Source organism: Mycobacterium sp. MUNTM1 (genome assembly GCF_054660795.1).
The window spans coordinates 174,948-193,238 of record NZ_BAAGDE010000003.1 but is presented as its reverse complement, the minus strand read 5'-3'; the positions used below and the strand labels follow the sequence as shown (position 1 = coordinate 193,238).

Here is an 18,291-nt window from a genome sequence, read left to right as displayed (position 1 = left end):
GGACCCCACCCCGGACGAGATCGCGTCGCTGCTGCAGGTCGAGCACCTGCTGGACCAGCGCTGGCCGGAGACCAAGATCGAGCCGAGCCTGACCCGGATCAGCGCCCTGATGGACCTGCTGGGCTCGCCGCAACGGGCCTACCCGTCGATCCATGTCGCGGGCACCAACGGCAAGACCTCGGTGGCGCGGATGATCGACGCGCTGATCACCGCGTTGCACCGGCGCACCGGGCGCACCACCAGCCCGCACCTGCAATCGGCGGTGGAACGCATCTCGATCGACTCCAAGCCGATCAGCCCGGCGCAATACGTGGCGACCTACCGCGAGATCGAGCCGTTCGTGCAGATGGTCGACGCCCAGTCGCAGGGGGACGGCGGCCCCGCGATGAGCAAGTTCGAGGTGCTGACCGCGATGGCGTTCGCCGCGTTCGCCGACGCCCCCGTCGACGTCGCCGTGATCGAGGTGGGCATGGGCGGACGCTGGGATGCCACCAACGTGATCAACGCGCCCGTCGCCGTCATCACCCCGATCTCCATCGACCACGTCGAATACCTGGGCGACGATCTCACCGCCATCGCGGGGGAGAAGGCCGGCATCATCACCCGGGCGCCCGAGGGCGCGCCCGATACCGTCGCGGTCATCGGGCGTCAGGCCCCCGAGGCGATGGAGGTGCTGTTGACCCAGGCCGTGCAAGCCGACGCCGCGGTGGCCCGCGAGGACTCCGAGTTCGCCGTCCTGGGTCGTCAGGTCGCGATCGGCGGGCAGGTGCTGCAGCTGCAGGGTCTGGGCGGGGTGTATTCCGATGTCTACCTGCCGCTGCACGGCGAACATCAGGCCCACAACGCCGCGCTGGCCCTCGCGGCCGTCGAGGCGTTCTTCGGCGCCGGTGCGCAGCGCCAGCTCGACGTCGAGGCGGTGCGCGCCGGTTTCGCCGCCGTCGCCAGCCCCGGCCGGCTGGAGCGGATGCGCAGCGCCCCCACGGTGTTCCTCGACGCCGCGCACAACCCCGCCGGCGCGGCCGCGCTGGCGCAGACCCTGGCAGGCGAATTCGACTTCCGCTATCTCGTCGGGGTGCTCAGCGTGCTGGCGGACAAGGACGTCGACGGCATCCTGGCGGCCCTGCAGCCGGTCTTCGACGCCGTCGTGGTGACCCACAACGGATCCCCGCGGGCGCTCGACGTCGAGTCGCTGGCCCTGGCGGCTCGCGAGCGGTTCGGGCCCGACCGGGTGAGCACCGCCGAGAACCTGCGCGACGCCATCGACATCGCGACGGCACTGGTCGACGACGCCGCCGCCGACGGGCCGGCCGAAGCCTTCTCCGGCACCGGCATCGTCATCACCGGGTCGGTGGTGACCGCCGGGGCGGCGCGGACCCTGTTCGGTCGTGATCCGCAATGACGAACGTGCCCGAGAATCCCGAGGAGCGGGCCCCGGCGGCACCCGCGGACCCGTGGCGCAGCTTCGGCGCGGTGATGGCCCTGACCCTGTTTCTGGAAGCGATCGTGGTGCTGCTGGCGATCCCGGTGGTCGGCGCGGTGGGCGGCGGCCTGACGACGGCGTCGCTGGTCTACCTGATCGGGCTGGCCGTGTTGCTGATCCTGATGGGTGGTGTGCAGCGCAAACCCTGGGCGATCTGGGCCAACCTCGGCGTGCAGGTGATCGTGCTCGCCGGTTTCGCGGTCTATCCGGGGGTGGGGTTCATCGGCGTGCTGTTCACCGCGCTGTGGGGCCTGATCGCCTACTTCCGGGCCGAGGTCCGGCGCAGGCAGCAATAGCCCGGCAGTGGGCGCAGAAAACCACCCGAGCAGGGCGCGGCCGCCGTCGCCCGACCCCGGGGCGCCTGGTTATGTACGCTGTCCGCCGTGACCGAACGGACATTGGTACTGATCAAGCCCGACGGCGTGCAGCGGCAGCTGGTGGGGGAGATCATCGGCCGCATCGAGCGCAAGGGCCTCTCCATCGCCGCGCTGGAGCTGCGGCCCGTCGGCCGCGACCTGGCTGCCCAGCACTACGCGGAGCACGACGGCAAGCCCTTCTTCGAGTCGCTGCTGGAGTTCATCACCTCGGGGCCGGTGGTGGCGGCCATCGTGGAGGGGCCACGGGCAATCGCGGCGTTTCGGCAGCTGGCGGGCGGTACCGACCCGGTGGAGAAGGCGATCCCCGGGACCATCCGCGGTGATTTCGGGCTGGAGACCCAGTTCAACCTGGTGCACGGGTCGGATTCGGTCGAGTCCGCGAAGCGCGAGATCGCGCTCTGGTTTCCCAACGCCTAGAGCTGCGGCGACGCCGCCCCGAGCGACTTTGCTGAAGCAGGCTGCATCAGGTGTGGCTGGGACGGCGACCTGATGTGGGATACTGGTCTCGGGTGAACGTCGCCGGACCGGCGTCAGACACCCGAATGAAGACTTAGACAAGCGCGACCATAGCCCCGTCGCCTTGGTTCGCTGCATGTCAGGCCGTCATTCAGCACGGCGCCGAGCGGGTCTGCGATCCCGGACCGCTCGGGGCGAGACCATTACAAGCCCGGGAGAAATGGCCCGGGTCCATAGCGAAGCCCTCGCGTGGCCGCGTCGCAACGACGCGCCCGGGGGCTTGAGGAGAATACGTGGTAGACGGTGCACCGACTGCAGACCCATCAGAAGAATCGACTCGGCCCGAGGAACTGCCGGACCGTTTAAGAGTTCATTCGCTGGCCCGAACGCTGGGAACCACCAGCAAGCGCGTGCTGGACGCGCTGAGCGAGCTGGACGGGCGAATCCGCAGCGCACATTCCACCGTGGACCGCGACGACGCGGTCCGGGTGCGCGACCTGCTGGCGTCCGCGCAGCCCCCGGCGGGCCCGGAGGACGCGGACCGCGCACCGGGCGCCGACGAGACCGACGAACCCGAATCCCGGCTGCTGCTCGAGACCCCGGACAACGCCGCCGAGCGGCCCCATTACATGCCGCTGTTCGTCGCGCCGCAGCCGATCGATGCCCGCGAGGAGGACGCCGGCAGCGACGACAGCGCCGACTCCGACGATTCCGACGGCGACGACGACGAGCAGTCCGATCGGCCGTCGAACCGGCGCCGCCGCCGCGGCCGGCGCGGCCGTGGCCGCGGGCGCGGTGAGCAGGGCGGTTCCGATGGCCAGGGCGACGACGGTGACGACGACGAGGGGCAACCGCGGGGCAAGAAGGGCGGTCAGGCCGACGCCGAGGACTCCGACGGCCAAGATTCCGACGACACTGACGACGCCGACGATTCCGACAACGGCGAGGACGGCTCGGCGGACGGCGGCAGCCGCCGCCGGCGGCGGCGCCGGAGGCGCAAATCCGGATCGGGCGACGACAACGACGAGAGCTCATCGCCGGACGACCCGCCCAACACCGTGGTGCACGAGCGGTCGCCCCGCAAGGGCGGCGCGGACGACTCCGGCGGCTCGAACAACGAGATCAAGGGCATCAACGGCTCGACCCGGCTGGAAGCCAAGCGGCAGCGGCGCCGGGACGGCCGCGATGCCGGACGGCGCCGCCCCCCGGTGCTGACCGAGGCCGAATTCCTGGCCCGCCGCGAGGCCGTCGAGCGGATGATGGTCGTGCGCGACCGGGTCCGCACCGAGCAGCCGCACCAGGGATCGCGCTACACCCAGATCGCGGTGCTCGAGGACGGCATCGTCGTCGAGCACTTCGTCACGTCGGCCGCGTCGGCCTCCCTGGTGGGCAATATCTATCTCGGCATCGTGCAGAACGTGCTGCCGTCGATGGAGGCGGCGTTCGTCGACATCGGCCGCGGCCGCAACGGTGTGCTCTACGCCGGCGAGGTCAACTGGGAAGCCGCCGGACTCGGCGGGTCCGACCGCAAGATCGAACAAGCGCTCAAGCCCGGCGACTATGTCGTCGTCCAGGTCAGCAAGGACCCGGTCGGGCACAAGGGCGCCCGGCTCACCACTCAGGTGTCGCTGGCGGGCCGCTACCTGGTCTACGTGCCGGGGGCGTCGTCGACCGGAATCAGCCGCAAGCTGCCCGACACGGAGCGCCAGCGGCTCAAAGAGATCCTGCGCGAAGTCGTGCCGTCCGACGCCGGGGTGATCATCCGGACCGCGTCCGAGGGCGTCAAGGAAGAGGACATCCGCAGCGACGTCACCCGCCTGCAGGAGCGCTGGAAGCAGATCGAGGCCAAGGCGATCGAGATCAAGGAGAAGGCCGCGGGTGCCGCGGTGGCCCTCTACGAAGAGCCCGACGTGCTGGTCAAGGTGATCCGCGACCTGTTCAACGAGGACTTCGCCGGCCTCATCGTCTCCGGTGACGAGGCCTGGACCACGATCAACGATTACGTCAATTCCGTTGCCCCCGACCTGGTTTCGAAGCTGACCAAGTACGAGGCGCCCGCCGGGCCGGACGGGCAGGCCGGGCCGGACGTGTTCGCGGTGCACCGCATCGACGAGCAGCTGGCCAAGGCGATGGAGCGCAAGGTGTGGCTGCCCTCGGGCGGCACGCTGGTGATCGACCGGACCGAGGCCATGACGGTGGTCGACGTGAACACCGGCAAGTTCACCGGGTCCGGGGGCAACCTCGAGCAGACGGTCACCAAGAACAACCTCGAGGCGGCCGAGGAGATCGTGCGCCAGCTGCGGCTGCGCGACATCGGCGGCATCGTGGTCATCGACTTCATCGACATGGTGCTGGAGTCCAACCGCGATCTGGTGCTCCGGCGGCTGACTGAGGCGCTGGCCCGCGACCGCACCCGCCATCAGGTGTCCGAGGTGACGTCGCTCGGTTTGGTCCAGCTGACCCGCAAGCGGTTGGGCACCGGCCTCATCGAAGCTTTCTCGACATCGTGCTCGAACTGTGGTGGGCGCGGCATCCTGCTGCACACCGACCCGGTGGACTCGGCCCCGTCGAACGGGCGCAAGTCCGAATCCGGTGGGGGCGGTCGCCGGGGCAGGCGCAAGAAGAACAAGGCCGAAGAGCCGGTGGTGGCCAAGGTGCCCACCCACGCCCCCGGCGAGCACCCGATGTTCAAGGCGATGGCCGCCGGCTCCTCCACGCAGTCCGAGGACGACGAATCCGACGAGACCACCGAAGAAACCACCGACGAGCTCGACCAGGAGAAGGCGGGACGCGCCGGCGACGTCACGGACGCCGAGGACTTCGACGACACCGACGACGACGAGGACACCGACGACGACACGGACGACGAGGACTCGGACGATGACGACGACCTCGACGACGATGACGACGATGACGACGACGACATCGACGACGAGGAGGACCTCGGCGACGATGACGAGGACCTCGAGCTCGACGACGACGATCTGGACACCGAGGACGACGATTCGGACGACACCGACGCCGGGCAGGCCCCCGCTGGAGCCGGCCAGCCGGTCGCGGGACGCCCCAGGCGCCGGCGCGCTGCGGGCAGGCCGGCCGGACCGCCGATCCACGCGGACTGACCCGGCGGACCGGAACGCGCCGGTCGGTTTGACCCTGTAGCCGCTGGTCACGTACCCTTGGACAGTTGTCGTACGGCCGGGTGAGGAAAATCTTGGCCCGCGGCAGCGGGACTCCCGGGGAATCGGCGCAGGCCCGCAACCCAGACCCACCACGCGCACCGCGGCTGGTTCGCGCGCGACGCGCAGAGCAGCGGCTAGCAGAAGGAGCAGAGCGACGATGGCGACCTACGCAATCGTGAAGACAGGCGGCAAGCAGTACAAGGTCGCCGTCGGGGACGTGGTCAAGGTCGAGAAGCTCGAATCCGAGCCCGGCTCGAACGTGTCGCTGCCGGTCGCCCTGGTGGTGGACGGCGCCAAGGTGACCACCGACGCAGCCGCGCTGGCCAAGGTCGCGGTGACCGGCGAGGTGCTCGAGCACACCAAGGGCCCCAAGATCCGCATCCACAAGTTCAGGAACAAGACCGGCTACCACAAGCGTCAGGGGCACCGTCAGCAGCTGACGGTCCTGAAGGTCACCGGAATCAAGTAGCGAAGGCGACAAAACATGGCACACAAGAAGGGCGCTTCCAGCTCGCGCAACGGTCGCGATTCCGCCGCACAGCGGCTGGGCGTGAAGCGATTCGGCGGCCAGGTCGTCAAGGCGGGCGAGATCATCGTTCGGCAGCGCGGCACCAAGTTCCACCCGGGCGTGGGTGTCGGGCGCGGCGGGGACGACACGTTGTTCGCCAAGGAGGCCGGCGCCGTGGAGTTCGGCATCAAGCGCGGCCGCAAGACCGTCAACATCGTGGCGGCCGGACAAGCCACCGACTGACCCGTGTTTCCGGGCCCAGCCCGGTGATTTCGGCGCCCCGGTGGTAGGTGAGAGGATTCACGATGCCTCGGTTCGTCGACCGCGTCGTCATCCACGCGCGCGCCGGTGCCGGGGGTAACGGCTGCGCCTCGGTCCATCGCGAGAAGTTCAAGCCCCTCGGCGGGCCCGACGGTGGCAACGGCGGGCGCGGCGGGAGCATCGTCTTCGTCGTCGATCCGCAGGTGCACACCCTGCTCGATTTCCATTTCCATCCGCACGTCACCGCGCCCTCGGGCAAACAGGGGATGGGCAACAATCGCGACGGCGCCGCCGGCGCGGACCTGGAAGTCAAGGTGCCCGATGGCACGGTCGTCCTCGACGAGAACGGTCGGCTGCTGGCCGACCTGGTCGGCGCGGGCACTCGCTTCGAAGCCGCCGCGGGCGGACGCGGCGGGCTGGGCAACGCCGCCCTCGCGTCGCGGGCGCGCAAGGCCCCCGGCTTCGCGCTGTTGGGCGAGCAGGGCCAGACCCGCGACCTGACCCTGGAACTCAAGACCGTCGCCGACGCCGGCCTGATCGGTTTTCCTTCGGCCGGCAAATCGTCGCTGGTGTCCACGATTTCGGCGGCGAAGCCCAAGATCGCCGACTACCCGTTCACCACGCTGGTTCCCAACCTCGGCGTGGTGTCGGCGGGGGAGCACACCTTCACCGTCGCCGACGTGCCCGGCCTGATCCCGGGCGCGTCCGAGGGCCGCGGCCTGGGGCTGGACTTCCTCCGGCACATCGAGCGCTGCGCCGTGCTGGTGCACGTCGTCGACTGCGCCACCGCCGAACCCGGCCGCGACCCGATCTCCGACATCGACGCGCTGGAGGCCGAACTCGCCGCGTATACGCCCACCCTGCAAGGGGATGCGACGCTGGGCGATCTGACCGAGCGGCCCCGTGCCGTGGTGCTCAACAAGATCGACGTGCCCGAGGCGCGTGAGCTCGCCGAATTCGTCCGTGGCGAGATCGCCGAGCGCGGCTGGCCGGTGTTCCTGGTGTCGACGGTCGCGCGAGACGGGTTGCAGCCGTTGATCTTTGGGTTGTGGAAGATGATCTCGGAGTACAAGGCGGCCCAGCCGGAGATCGTGCCGCGCCGTCCGGTGATCCGTCCGGTTCCCGTCGACGACAGCGGTTTCAGCGTCGAGCCCGACCCCCAGCAGCCGGGCGCCTTCGTGGTCACCGGCGCGCGCCCCGAGCGGTGGATCCGCCAGACCAACTTCGACAACGACGAGGCCGTCGGATACCTCGCCGACCGGCTGGCGCGCCTCGGTGTCGAAGAGGAGTTGCTGCGGCTGGGCGCGCGGCCGGGCTGCGAAGTGACGATCGGGGAGATGACGTTCGATTGGGAGCCGCAAACGCTCGCCGGACAACAGGTTGCCCTGTCGGGACGCGGAACCGACGCACGATTGGAGCGCACCGAGCGCGTCGGCGCCGCCGAGCGCAAGGCCGCCCGGCGCCAGCGCCGCACCGGCGACGACGCGGAGCGCAGCGATGCTGAGGAGCGGCGCAGAACCACAGAACACGGTGAGGAGTCGTGAGCGAGCACCGCGATGCCATCCGCACTGCTCGCAGCCTGGTCGTCAAGGTGGGGACCAACGCGCTGACCACACCGGCGGGAGTCTTCGATGCCGGCCGGCTGGCCGGGCTCGTCGACGCGATCGAGGCGCGGATGAAGGCGGGTACCGACGTGGTCATCGTGTCCTCGGGAGCCATCGCGGCCGGCATCGAGCCACTCGGATTATCCCGTCGCCCAAGGGATTTAGCGACGAAGCAGGCCGCCGCCAGCGTCGGTCAGGTGGCGCTGGTGAATTCGTGGAGTACCGCGTTCGCCCGCTATGGCCGCACGGTCGGGCAGGTGCTGCTCAGCGCGCACGACATCTCGATGCGCGCCCAGCACACCAACGCCCAGCGCACGCTGGATCGGCTGCGCGCATTGCACGCGGTGGCGATCGTCAACGAGAACGACACCGTGGCCACCAACGAGATCCGGTTCGGCGACAACGACCGGCTCTCGGCGCTGGTGGCCCACCTGGTCGGCGCCGAGGCGTTGGTGTTGCTGTCCGACATCGACGGGCTCTACGACTCGGATCCGCGGAAGACCGATGGCGCCAGGTTCATCCCGGAGGTGTCGGGATCCGCGGATCTGATCGGTGTAATCGCCGGTCCTGGAAGCGATTTGGGTACCGGCGGGATGACCTCGAAGATGTCGTCGGCGCTGCTGGCCGCGGACGCCGGGGTGCCGGTGCTGCTGGCCGCCGCGTCCGACGCCGCGACCGCGCTCACCGACGCCTCGGCCGGCACGGTGTTCGCCGCGCGCCCGGTACGAATGTCGGCGCGACGGTTCTGGGTGCGTTACGCCGCCGAGGTGGCCGGCGAACTGACGCTGGATGAGGGGGCCGTGCGCGCGGTGGTGCGGCAGCGACGCTCGCTGCTGCCCGCCGGAATCACCGCGGTGGCCGGGCGGTTCTACGCCGGCGACGTCGTCGAATTGCGCGACCCGGACGCGGTGCTGGTGGCCCGGGGCGTGGTCGCCTACGACGCGACCGAATTGACCACCATGATGGGCCGCTCGACCTCCGAGCTGCCCGGCGAGCTGCGCCGGCCTGCGGTGCACGCCGACGATTTGGTGGCGGTCTAGCGGCGCGGTGCCGCACTAGTGGGTCAGCGTTCCGCGGTTGGCTTGAGATACAGTGCGCCCCAAACAATTTCGGCCAGTGTCGCGGCCAGCTCGGCATCGTAGGCGGGTGGCTTGGCCGGTAGGTTCTGCTGGCAGGCCCGCTCGACCATCCAGGTCAGTGCGCTGGCGGTGGTCAGCGGGGCCAGCTCGAGGCGGATCGAGCCGTCGGCCTGCCCGGCCTCGATGACGTGCGTGAACTGCTCGGAGATGCCGGTCAGCAGATCGCGATACGTTTGCCCCGTCAGCGGATCGTAGGCGGCCATCTCGTTGAGCGCGACCAGCACCGCCTGATGCCGCCGGTAGGTGGCGATGATGCGGCTCATCGCCGTGCGCACATCGTCCGGGTCATGACGCCCGGCCACGCTCCACCAACTCCGCGCACCATCGGTCAGATCGCCGAACACCTGGCCCGCGAGCCGGCGCAGCAGATGACCCTTGTCCTCGAAGTAGATGTAGAAGCTGGCCCGGGAGATGCCGGCCTCGCCGGAGAGCCGATCCACGCTCAGCTCGGTGAAGCTCGCACCGGCGCGCATCAGCCGCTCGGTCGCGTCCAGCAGGCGGCGCTCCATCTGCTCGCGACGCTGCTCGCGCCCCAGGCTCCGGTGGCCCTGCGGTTTGCGGGTGAGAGACGGCACCCGCCGAGCATAGCCGGACACTCGACATATTGACTAGACACAATGTCTAGGCATATCGTCGCGGGGAGTCTGTGACCGGGGTCATACGAGACGGAGGATCACCATGGCCGTGCTGACGGGGAAGTCCGGGACGGACCAGTCCGGTCGTGCCTACGACGAGATCGATCTGTCCTCGCGGGCGTTCTGGTCCACCACCGCGGCGGATCGGGAACGTTCCTTCGCCGTGCTGCGCGCCGAGCGCCCGGTGAGCTGGCATCCACCCGTCGAGGACTCGCTGATGCCCGATCCGAACGACCGGGGTTTCTGGGCGGTCACCCGGCGCTCCGACATCGTCGCGGTCAGCCGCAACAACGACGCCTTCCTGTCCGGCCAGGGCGTGATGTTCGAGAGCATCCCGGTCGAACTGCTCGAGGCGTCGCAGTCGTTCCTCGCGATGGACCCGCCGCGACACACCAAGCTGCGCAAGCTCGCTCACGCCGCGCTCAGCCCCCGGCAGGTCCGCCGCATCGAGGACTCGATCCGGGCCAACGCCAAGACCATCGTCGAAGAGCTGCGGGCCGCCGGCAGCGGCGCGGATTTCGTCGACCACTGCGCCAAAGAACTGCCCATCCGCACGCTGTCGGACATGATGGGGATCCCCGAATCCGAGCGCGAGCGCATGGCGCACGCCACCGACGCGCTGGTCTCCTGGGCCGACCCGGAATTCCTCGACGGGCGTCCGGCGATGGAGGTCCTGGTGGAAAACCAGCTGTACCTGCACCAGGTCGTCGGCACCCTGGCCACCCAACGTCGCGAGCGACCCGGCGACGACCTGATCAGCAGCCTGGTCACCGCCGAGGTGGACGGCGATCGCCTGGAGGATGCGGAGGTGGCGGCGTTCTTCGTCCTGCTCTCCGTGGCGGGCAACGACACCACCCGGCAGACCATCAGCCACACGCTGCGCGCGCTCACCGACTTCCCCGACCAAAAGGCTTGGCTGCTCGAGGATTTCGACAACCGCATCGGCAGCGCCATCGAGGAGTTCATCCGCTGGGCGACGCCGGTCATGACCTTCCGCCGCACGGCCGCAACGGATGTCGAGCTGGGCGGCCAGACCATCCTGGCGGGTGAGAAGGTGGTCATGTTCTATCCGTCCGGCAACTGGGACACCGAGGTCTTCGACCACCCGGAACGTTTGAACCTGAGCCGCGACCCCAACCCGCACGTCGGCTTCGGCGGTGGCGGGCTGCACTTCTGCCTCGGTGCGCACGTGGCCCGCGCGCAGCTGCGGGCCATCTTCGGCGAGCTGTTCCGTCAGCTGCCCGACATCCAGGCCGGCGAGCCCGCCTACCTGGCGGGCAATTTCGTGCACGCCATCCGCAGCATGCCGTGCACCTTCTAACGCGTTGCCAGGGGCGCTAACTCGTCGGCGAGCAGGGCCAGCAACTCCGAGCAGCCGCCGTCGACCTTGACGGCGGCCAGGTCGTCGCCGCGGGTGCCGCCGCGGTTGACGATTGCCACCGGGATGCCCAGCGCGGCGGCGTGCCGCACAAACCGGTAGCCGGAGAATACGGTCAGCGACGAGCCCGCGACCAGCAGTGCATCGGCCTCCTCGACCCACCGATAAGCCTCCGCCACAATATCTTTGGCAACGCTTTCGCCGAAATAAACGATGTCCGGCTTGAGCATGCCGCCGCAGCGCTCGCAATCCAGGTAGCGGAACGACGCGGTATCGGCGACGACCGCGTCGGCGTCCGGGGCCACCGCCAGCCCACCGATCGCTTCGGCGCGTTCGATGAAGCCCGGGTTGAGCGCGTCGAGCCGCTCGCCCAACGCGGCACGCGTCATGGTGGAGCCACAGTCCAAACAGATCACCTGCGCGTAGGTGCCGTGCAGGTTGATGACGTTGCGGCTGCCGGCCTTGGTGTGCAGCAGGTCGACGTTCTGGGTGATCACACCGGTGACCACCGACGCGCCCTCGAGCGCGGCCAGTGCGCGGTGGCCGGCGTTGGGCAGCGTGTCGTCCATGTGCCGCCAGCCGACGTGGTTGCGCGCCCAATAGCGCTGCCGAAACGCCGGATCGCCGGTGAACTGGCGGATCGTCATTGGATTGCTCGGCGGTGAATCCACCCCGCGGTAGTCGGGAATGCCCGAATCGGTGGAGATGCCCGCGCCCGTGAGCACCGCGATCCGGCGACCGGCCAGCAGCGTGACCAGTTCGGGAGATTCTGCGCGGGCGACGGTCACCTCATCCAGAGTAGGAGACTCAGCCCAGGCAGTCCGCCGCGGACGTGAGCTCGGCAGACATGTTTTGCTCCATCATCTTGCACGCCGCCTCGCCCAGGTCGGGGTCGATGTGTGCGACGGCATCGGTCGGGATCACGACCGGAAAGTGCCGGACGTACGCATCCAGGGCGGTGTAGAGGATGCATTGCTCGGTGACCTGGCCGGTGATGATCAGCCGCTTGGTTTCCAGCCGGTTGAGCAGATACGCCAGCGCCGTCGCATAAAACGCGCTGTGTCGGACCTTCGTCATCACGCGGCACTCATCGGTCGGCAGGATCGGCTTGACCAGATCGGGCCGGGCCCCGTCGCAGGCGGAGCGGACGACGTCGGAGAACTCCGCGGTGAAGTCGCCGTAATTGTCGTTGACATAGACCAGGTCGACGCCATCGGTCGCACGCGCCCGCCGAACCAAATCGGTCAAAGGCTCAATGATCTTCTCGACATTGGGTATTAGATTTTCAGCGTCGGGATGCTGGTACGTGTTCATCATGTCGACCACTAAGACAGCGGTGTCACTCATGCCGTCCGGAATACCCGGCGGCCACGGGTTGACACGCCTGGGACGACAATGGAAGGGCGATGGACTTTTACAACGCTTACAGCCAGGGCTTTGCCCGCGTCGCCGCATGCACGCATCAGACGGTAATCGGTGACCCGGCCGCGAATGCCGAATCGGTCCTGCGGATGGCCAGGGAGTGCCACGACGACGCCGTCGCGCTGGCCGTCTTCCCCGAGCTGACGCTGTCCGGGTACTCCATCGAGGACATCGTGTTGCAGGATCTGCTGCTCGACGATGTCGAGAAGGCCGTCGCGGAGATCGTCGCGGCCTCTGCCGAATTGCTGCCGGTCCTGGTCGTCGGCGCCCCGCTGCGCCATCGGCACCGCATCTACAACGCCGCCGTGGTCATCCACCGCGGCGCGGTGCTCGGGGTGGCGCCGAAGTCGTACCTGCCCACCTATCGGGAGTTCTACGAACGCCGCCAGATCGCACCGGGAGACGACGAGCGCGGCAGCATCCGCGTCGCGGGTGCCGAGGTGCCGTTCGGTCCCGATCTGCTCTTCGAGGCTTCCGACGTCCCCGGCCTGGTGCTGCACGTGGAGATCTGCGAGGACATGTTCGTGCCGATCCCGCCCAGCGCGGAGGCCGCGCTGGCGGGGGCGACGGTACTGGCCAACCTGTCCGGCAGTCCGATCACGATCGGCCGCGCCGAGGACCGCTGCCTGCTGGCCCGTTCGGCCTCGTCACGCTGCCTGGCCGCCTATGTGTATTCGGCTGCCGGGGAAGGCGAGTCGACGACCGACCTGGCGTGGGACGGTCAGACCATGGTGTTCGAGAACGGCGTGATGCTGGCTCAGTCCGAGCGATTCCCCAAGGGCGAGCGACTCAGCATCGCCGACGTCGACATCGAATTGCTTCGCTCGGAACGGCTCCGGATGGGCACCTTCGACGACAACCGGCGCCACCACCGGACGACGACGGACGCCTACCGGCGCATCGAGTTCCGGTTGGAACCCCCGGGCGGCGACATCGGGCTGCGGCGCGACATCGAGCGTTTTCCCTTCGTTCCCGCCGATCCGCAACGGCTGGAACAGGATTGCTTCGAGGGCTACAACATCCAGGTCGCCGGCCTCGAACAGCGGTTGCGGGCACTGGATTTCCCGAAAGTCGTGATCGGGATCTCCGGCGGACTGGACTCGACGCATGCCCTGATCGTCGCCGCCCGCGCGATGGATCGCGAACAACGGCCGCGCAGTGACATTCTGGCGTTCACGCTGCCCGGCTTCGCGACCGGGGAGCACACCAAACGCAACGCGGCCGAGTTGTGCCGCACGTTGGGAGTGACATTCTCCGAGATCGACATCCGCGAGACCGCGGGGCTGATGCTCAAGGAGATGGACCACCCGTTCGCCCGCGGCGAGAAGGTGTACGACGTCACCTTCGAAAACGTCCAGGCCGGTTTGCGCACCGACTACCTGTTCCGGCTGGCCAACCAGCGCGGCGGGATCGTGCTGGGCACCGGCGACCTGTCCGAGCTTGGGCTGGGCTGGTCGACATACGGTGTCGGCGATCAGATGTCGCACTACAACGTCAACGGCGGCGTGCCCAAAACCCTGGTCCAGCACCTGATCCGCTGGGTGATCTCGTCCGAACAATTCGAGCCGGAGGTCAGCGAGGTGCTGCAGTCGGTGCTCGACACCGAGATCACCCCGGAGCTGGTGCCCAGCGGCGAGGAGGAGGAGCTGCAGAGCAGCGAGGCGAAGGTGGGGCCGTTTGCGCTGCAAGACTTTTCACTATTCCACGTGCTGCGCTTCGGATTCCGGCCATCGAAGATCGCCTTTTTGGCCTGGCACGCGTGGAGCGATCCCGAACACGGGATCTGGCCGCCCGGCTTCCCCCAGGACAAGCGGCCGTCCTACTCGCTGAAGGAAATTCGGCATTGGCTGCAGGTTTTCGTGCAGCGGTTCTACTCGTTCAGCCAGTTCAAGCGCTCGGCTCTGCCCAATGGGCCCAAGGTGTCGCACGGCGGTTCGCTGTCGCCGCGGGGGGATTGGCGCGCGCCGTCCGACATGTCGGCGCGCATCTGGCTCGACGAGATCAAACGCGAGATCCCGGAGGAGTAGCCCGCGCACTCACGGGCCCGCCCGGCACGTCGAGCGGGCCCCGAGCGTTCGGGTTCAGGCCTTCGCGCGGCGCCAACCCTGGTACTGCAGTTCGGCGAACACCAGCGTGTACACCCCGGCGGCCAGGTTCAACACCACGCCGGTCGACGTCAACGGGAAGACGTCGGCGAGCACGAGAACGATTGCGGCCACCGTGTACGCCACGTTGGCGATGATGACGGCGATGCCGGCGCGCCGCACCGACGGCAGGGTGGCCAGCCCGAACACGACGACGCCGTAGGCGATCAAGAACGCGCCCATGCCGTACTCGAATGCCTTCGTGGTGCCCGAGACATCGGCGAGCCAACCGGCGAACGGCATACCGGCCAGGCCGACCAGTCCGCTGATGGCGGCGTCGGCCCGCATGGCGAGGCGAAGCAAGCCGTCCCGGGTGCCCGTGCGGTCGATCGTGGTTGCGGACATGATGTTCCTTTCTCGATGGCGGACTGCGATCACCACCGACGCTGCTCGCGAACCACTGCCAGATCGACTCCAGGCGCTGCCAAACACTGCCAACCGCAGGCAGAGGGCCTCTCGTCCGTTCAGCGCTGGTACGTTCCGGTCAGCATGCCCCGCGCCAGCACGTGCCCGCGCATCGCGGCCAGCAGGCCCTTGGCGGTGGTCACGGTGTCCGGGACGACGGCGTCGAGCGCGAACACGTGAAAGCGGTAGTGATGTGGCCCGTGGCCGGGAATCGGTCGCGGGCCGGCGTAGCCGTGGTGACCGAGGTCGGCCCGCAGGAAGCGGATTCCCGCGCATCCCGGCTGCAGCGCGCCCGCGGCCACCCCGTCGACGCTCGGTTCGACGACCGCGGCGGTGTGCACCAGCGGTCGGGGGAGCGGAACGTCGACGTCGTCGATGAGCAGCGCCAGCTGACGCGTGCCGGGCGGTGGTCCCGCCCAGCGCAGCGGCGGTGACGTGTTGTCACCGACGCCCTTGCCGGCGCTGGACACCGGCATGGCGCCACCGTCGGCGAACGCGGCGCTGGTGAGCGTGAGGGCGGTGGGTGCGGTGAACGCGTCACCGGCGAGCGGGCTTCGGTGCGCGCCGGCGCGCACGCCACGGAGCATGCTGCCCAGCCACTCGATCATGCGCCGCTGCCCGCGCCGCGCATCGCCACCGCGGGTGAGCGCAGCAGCTCGCCCAGTTCGCTGGGCAGGTAACCCTGCCGGGCAAGCCGCGGCAGCACGCCGCCGCTTGAGATGATGTCGAGAATCAGGTCGGGCAGCTTTGCGGCGGTGCCCGACGCGCCGGTGGTGTCGTTGCGCCAGCTGCCGTCGGCCAGGTCGAACGTTCCGGTGTCGCCGTCGCTGAACGCCGTGGTGGCGCCGGGGACGGTGATCGCCGGCAGTCCGGAGTTGACGGCGTTGCGAAAGAACAGCGAGTTGAATTCCTCGGCGACCAGCCCGGCGACGCCGAGTTCAACGAACAACGCCGCCACGGGCCGCGAGGAGCCAAGCCCGAAATTCTTGCCGGCCAACACGATATCGCCCGGCGACACCTCGTCGGTCCAGCCCGGGCGCACCTCGTAGAAGACGTGCCTGGCGGCCTCGGCGGGTTCCATCTTCATGGCGAACGCAGGATACATGGCGTCGGTGTTCAGGTTGTCGCCGAACACCCAGACCTTGCCGTGGAATGCAAGCGAACGCAGCGTCATGCGATCACGCCCCTCGGGTCGCTGATGTAGCCGGTGACCGCTGATGCGGCGACGGTGGCCGGGGAGGCCATGAAGATTTCGGCCTCGGTGCTGCCCATGCGCCCGGTGAAGTTGCGGGTGCTGGCCGTGATGCACACCTCGCCCGGACCCACCACGCCCATGTGGTAGCCGAAACATGCCCCGCAGGTGGAATTGGTCACGACGGCGCCGGCGTCGGCGAGGTCCTGAAGGTAGCCGCGCCGCATGGCCTCGCGGTACACAGCCTGCGAGGCGGGCGTCACCAGCAGTCGCACGCCCGGTGCGACGGTCTTGCCGCGCAACACCTGCGCGGCGATCTGCAGGTCCTCGAGTTGTCCGTTGGCGCAGGAGCCGATGAAGGCCTGGTCGATCTTCTGCTTGGCCAGTTGCGATACCGGAGAATTGTTGCGGCTGACGGTGCCTGGCCGCGCCACGTAGGGTTGCAGCGCCGCCAGGTCGATGTGCCGGACGTCCCGGTAGGCGGCGTCGGAATCCGGTGCGACGGCGTCGAATCCGGTGGCCCCGCGTTCGTCGAGGAACGACGCCAACACGTCGTCGGACTCGAAGGTGCTGAAGTCGGCCGACACCTCCGCGCCCTGGGTCGCGATGGTCCGCCGATCGTGCATCGGGATGCCGGCCAGGCCGGGCCCGCCGAACTCGAGGTTCTGATTGGGCGCATCTCCGTACTCGTTGGCGATGTGCAGGAAGATGTCCTTGCCGCTCACCACCTCCGGTTTGACGCCGTGAAATTCGTAGCGAATCGTCGGCGCGACCTGGAACCACGTGGAACCGGTGCACATGATCGAATAAATCTCGGCGGGACCCAGCCCGCGCGCCGCGGTGTTGTATGCGCCGGCCGCGCAGGTGTGAGAGTCGGTGCACGCCAGCACTTCTCCCGGGCGGGCCAGGCCGTTCTCCGCGATCACCTGATGGCAGATGCCGTGCCGGCCGACATCGTAGAAGCGCTCGATGCCGAAGTCGGCGACGAACTTGCGGGCGTGGTGGCCGCCATTGGCGTCCTTGATGGTTGGGGCGGGCACGGCGTGATCCATGATCACCGCGATCTTGTCCGGGTCGTGAATCCTGTTGGGCTGTATCCACATGGTGGCGAACTGCAGGTCGATCAGGACGGTCATGTCCACGTCGACCACGACGGTGTCGCCCGGTGCCACCGAGTCCAGCCCGGCCTTGCGGGCGAAGATCTTCTCGATGATGGTCATGCCCATGTGCGGTCCTCTGTTCGTGCGTACTTGTCGTCGAGCGCCCGCCACTCCGACATGCCCACCAGGTTGAAGAAGTCGGCCGGGGAGGTGGGCAGCTGCGCGGCCAGGTCGGTGCCGTTGAGTTCGCATAGGCTTTGCAGCATGGCGAACGTCGTCTGCATCAGCAGGTTGCTGGGGTGGATGGCGATCGCGTAACCCAGTTCCTGCAGCCGTGACGCCGACTGCAGCGGTGTCAGGCCGCCGAGCACCAGGTTGATCAGCAGGGGAGCGTCGACTTCGTGTGCGATACGCTCGATTTCGCCGACGTCCTGCGGCGCCTCCACGAAGATGACATCAGCGCCCGCTTGCGCGTACCGGTTGGCGCGCTCGATCGCCGCATCCAGACCGAGTGGCGCGCGGGCATCGGTGCGGGCCACCACCAGCAGGTCGTCGTCGGATCTGGCGTCCAGCGCGGCCGCCAGCGTCTGCTCGAACACCGCCGCGTCGACGACCTGCTTGTCCGGCAGGTGACCGCAGCGTTTCGGGAACACCTGGTCCTCCAGCTGGATGGCGGCCACCCCGGCCGCGTCGTAGGCACGAACCGTGCGCATCACGTTCATCGGTCCGCCGTAGCCGGTGTCGGCGTCGGCGATTAGCGGGACATCACCCAGCGCGCCGGTGATCATCGCGACCCGGTCGGCCATCTCGGTCGCGGTGACCAGCCCGATGTCGGGCAGGCCAAAGCCCGACGCCGCCACACCGGCGCCGGTCATGTACGCCGCGACGTGCCCGGTGCGCCTGGTCAGATGCGCCGAGATGCCATCGAAAACGCCTGGGGCGACGATGATTTCGCGTTTGTCCAGCAATGCTTTGAGCCGGGTGCGGGCCGGTGTTGTTGCCATCTCG

At 68.7% G+C, this 18,291-nt stretch carries 18 protein-coding genes; 10 read left to right on the top strand and 8 right to left on the bottom strand.

Annotated features, from left to right (window positions below; genetic code table 11):
* From folC to proB, 8 genes are all read left to right on the top strand, one after another.
* Positions 1-1,399 (top strand): bifunctional tetrahydrofolate synthase/dihydrofolate synthase (gene folC / locus ACYQ8K_RS03285; RefSeq protein WP_459966998.1); only part of this gene is annotated, 1,399 nt, incomplete at its 5' end.
* Positions 1,396-1,776: a DUF4233 domain-containing protein gene (locus ACYQ8K_RS03280; protein ID WP_459966997.1), complete on the top strand. Its 381-nt coding sequence runs from the start codon at positions 1,396-1,398 to the stop codon at positions 1,774-1,776. The genes folC and ACYQ8K_RS03280, both read left to right, overlap by 4 nt.
* Positions 1,777-1,863: 87 nt before the next feature.
* Positions 1,864-2,274 (top strand): nucleoside-diphosphate kinase, encoded by a 411-nt coding sequence (gene ndk, locus ACYQ8K_RS03275; RefSeq protein ID WP_459966996.1) that lies wholly within the window; start codon positions 1,864-1,866, stop codon positions 2,272-2,274.
* Between the two features lie 332 nt (positions 2,275-2,606).
* Entirely contained in the window at positions 2,607-5,435 is a 2,829-nt protein-coding gene (gene rne, locus ACYQ8K_RS03270; protein ID WP_459966994.1) for a ribonuclease E, read from the top strand.
* 217 nt (positions 5,436-5,652) lie between these two features.
* Positions 5,653-5,964 carry a 50S ribosomal protein L21 gene (rplU, locus tag ACYQ8K_RS03265; RefSeq protein ID WP_007769829.1) on the top strand — a complete coding sequence of 104 codons (312 nt, stop codon included), beginning with the start codon at positions 5,653-5,655 and terminating at the stop codon, positions 5,962-5,964.
* A gap of 15 nt (positions 5,965-5,979) precedes the next feature.
* The gene (gene rpmA, locus ACYQ8K_RS03260; RefSeq protein WP_008255217.1) at positions 5,980-6,246 is read left to right on the top strand and encodes a 50S ribosomal protein L27; all 267 of its coding nucleotides are present in this window, start codon (positions 5,980-5,982) and stop codon (positions 6,244-6,246) included.
* Positions 6,247-6,308: 62 nt separating this feature from the next.
* The gene (gene obgE, locus ACYQ8K_RS03255) at positions 6,309-7,808 is read left to right on the top strand and encodes a GTPase ObgE (protein WP_459966991.1); all 1,500 of its coding nucleotides are present in this window, start codon (positions 6,309-6,311) and stop codon (positions 7,806-7,808) included.
* Positions 7,805-8,908, top strand: a complete 1,104-nt coding sequence (gene proB / locus ACYQ8K_RS03250; protein ID WP_459966989.1) for a glutamate 5-kinase — start codon at positions 7,805-7,807, stop codon at positions 8,906-8,908. Before obgE ends, proB begins: the two co-directional genes overlap by 4 nt.
* Positions 8,909-8,931: 23 nt before the next feature.
* Here proB and ACYQ8K_RS03245 read toward each other — a convergent pair whose 3' ends face one another.
* A complete protein-coding gene (locus ACYQ8K_RS03245; protein ID WP_459966987.1) occupies positions 8,932-9,582 on the bottom strand; it encodes a TetR/AcrR family transcriptional regulator in 651 nt (216 codons plus the stop codon).
* A 103-nt stretch (positions 9,583-9,685) separates the two neighbouring features.
* Here ACYQ8K_RS03245 and ACYQ8K_RS03240 point away from each other — a divergent pair, with 103 nt between their 5' ends.
* Positions 9,686-10,963: a cytochrome P450 gene (locus ACYQ8K_RS03240; protein ID WP_459966985.1), complete on the top strand. Its 1,278-nt coding sequence runs from the start codon at positions 9,686-9,688 to the stop codon at positions 10,961-10,963.
* Here the strand turns inward: ACYQ8K_RS03240 and ACYQ8K_RS03235 are convergent.
* On the bottom strand, positions 10,960-11,808 hold the full coding sequence (locus tag ACYQ8K_RS03235) for an SIR2 family NAD-dependent protein deacylase (RefSeq protein ID WP_459966983.1): 849 nt from the start codon (positions 11,806-11,808) through the stop codon (positions 10,960-10,962). The genes ACYQ8K_RS03240 and ACYQ8K_RS03235 overlap by 4 nt on opposite strands.
* A 19-nt stretch (positions 11,809-11,827) precedes the next feature.
* Positions 11,828-12,367 carry a cysteine hydrolase family protein gene (locus ACYQ8K_RS03230; protein WP_459966982.1) on the bottom strand — a complete coding sequence of 180 codons (540 nt, stop codon included), beginning with the start codon at positions 12,365-12,367 and terminating at the stop codon, positions 11,828-11,830.
* A gap of 59 nt (positions 12,368-12,426) precedes the next feature.
* Here ACYQ8K_RS03230 and ACYQ8K_RS03225 point away from each other — a divergent pair, with 59 nt between their 5' ends.
* Positions 12,427-14,469 carry an NAD(+) synthase gene (locus ACYQ8K_RS03225; protein ID WP_459966981.1) on the top strand — a complete coding sequence of 681 codons (2,043 nt, stop codon included), beginning with the start codon at positions 12,427-12,429 and terminating at the stop codon, positions 14,467-14,469.
* Between the two features lie 54 nt (positions 14,470-14,523).
* Here ACYQ8K_RS03225 and ACYQ8K_RS03220 read toward each other — a convergent pair whose 3' ends face one another.
* From ACYQ8K_RS03220 to ACYQ8K_RS03200, 5 genes are all read right to left on the bottom strand, one after another.
* A complete protein-coding gene (locus ACYQ8K_RS03220; protein WP_459966979.1) occupies positions 14,524-14,931 on the bottom strand; it encodes a hypothetical protein in 408 nt (135 codons plus the stop codon).
* A gap of 119 nt (positions 14,932-15,050) precedes the next feature.
* On the bottom strand, positions 15,051-15,599 hold the full coding sequence (locus tag ACYQ8K_RS03215; RefSeq protein ID WP_459966978.1) for a YbhB/YbcL family Raf kinase inhibitor-like protein: 549 nt from the start codon (positions 15,597-15,599) through the stop codon (positions 15,051-15,053).
* Positions 15,596-16,165 carry a LeuD/DmdB family oxidoreductase small subunit gene (locus ACYQ8K_RS03210; RefSeq protein WP_459966977.1) on the bottom strand — a complete coding sequence of 190 codons (570 nt, stop codon included), beginning with the start codon at positions 16,163-16,165 and terminating at the stop codon, positions 15,596-15,598. Before ACYQ8K_RS03210 ends, ACYQ8K_RS03215 begins: the two co-directional genes overlap by 4 nt.
* Entirely contained in the window at positions 16,162-17,409 is a 1,248-nt protein-coding gene (locus ACYQ8K_RS03205) for a 3-isopropylmalate dehydratase large subunit (protein ID WP_459966976.1), read from the bottom strand. The genes ACYQ8K_RS03210 and ACYQ8K_RS03205 overlap by 4 nt, the downstream gene beginning before the upstream one ends.
* Positions 17,400-18,287 (bottom strand): isocitrate lyase/PEP mutase family protein, encoded by an 888-nt coding sequence (locus ACYQ8K_RS03200; protein WP_459966975.1) that lies wholly within the window; start codon positions 18,285-18,287, stop codon positions 17,400-17,402. The genes ACYQ8K_RS03205 and ACYQ8K_RS03200 overlap by 10 nt, the downstream gene beginning before the upstream one ends.
* Positions 18,288-18,291 lie beyond the last annotated feature (4 nt).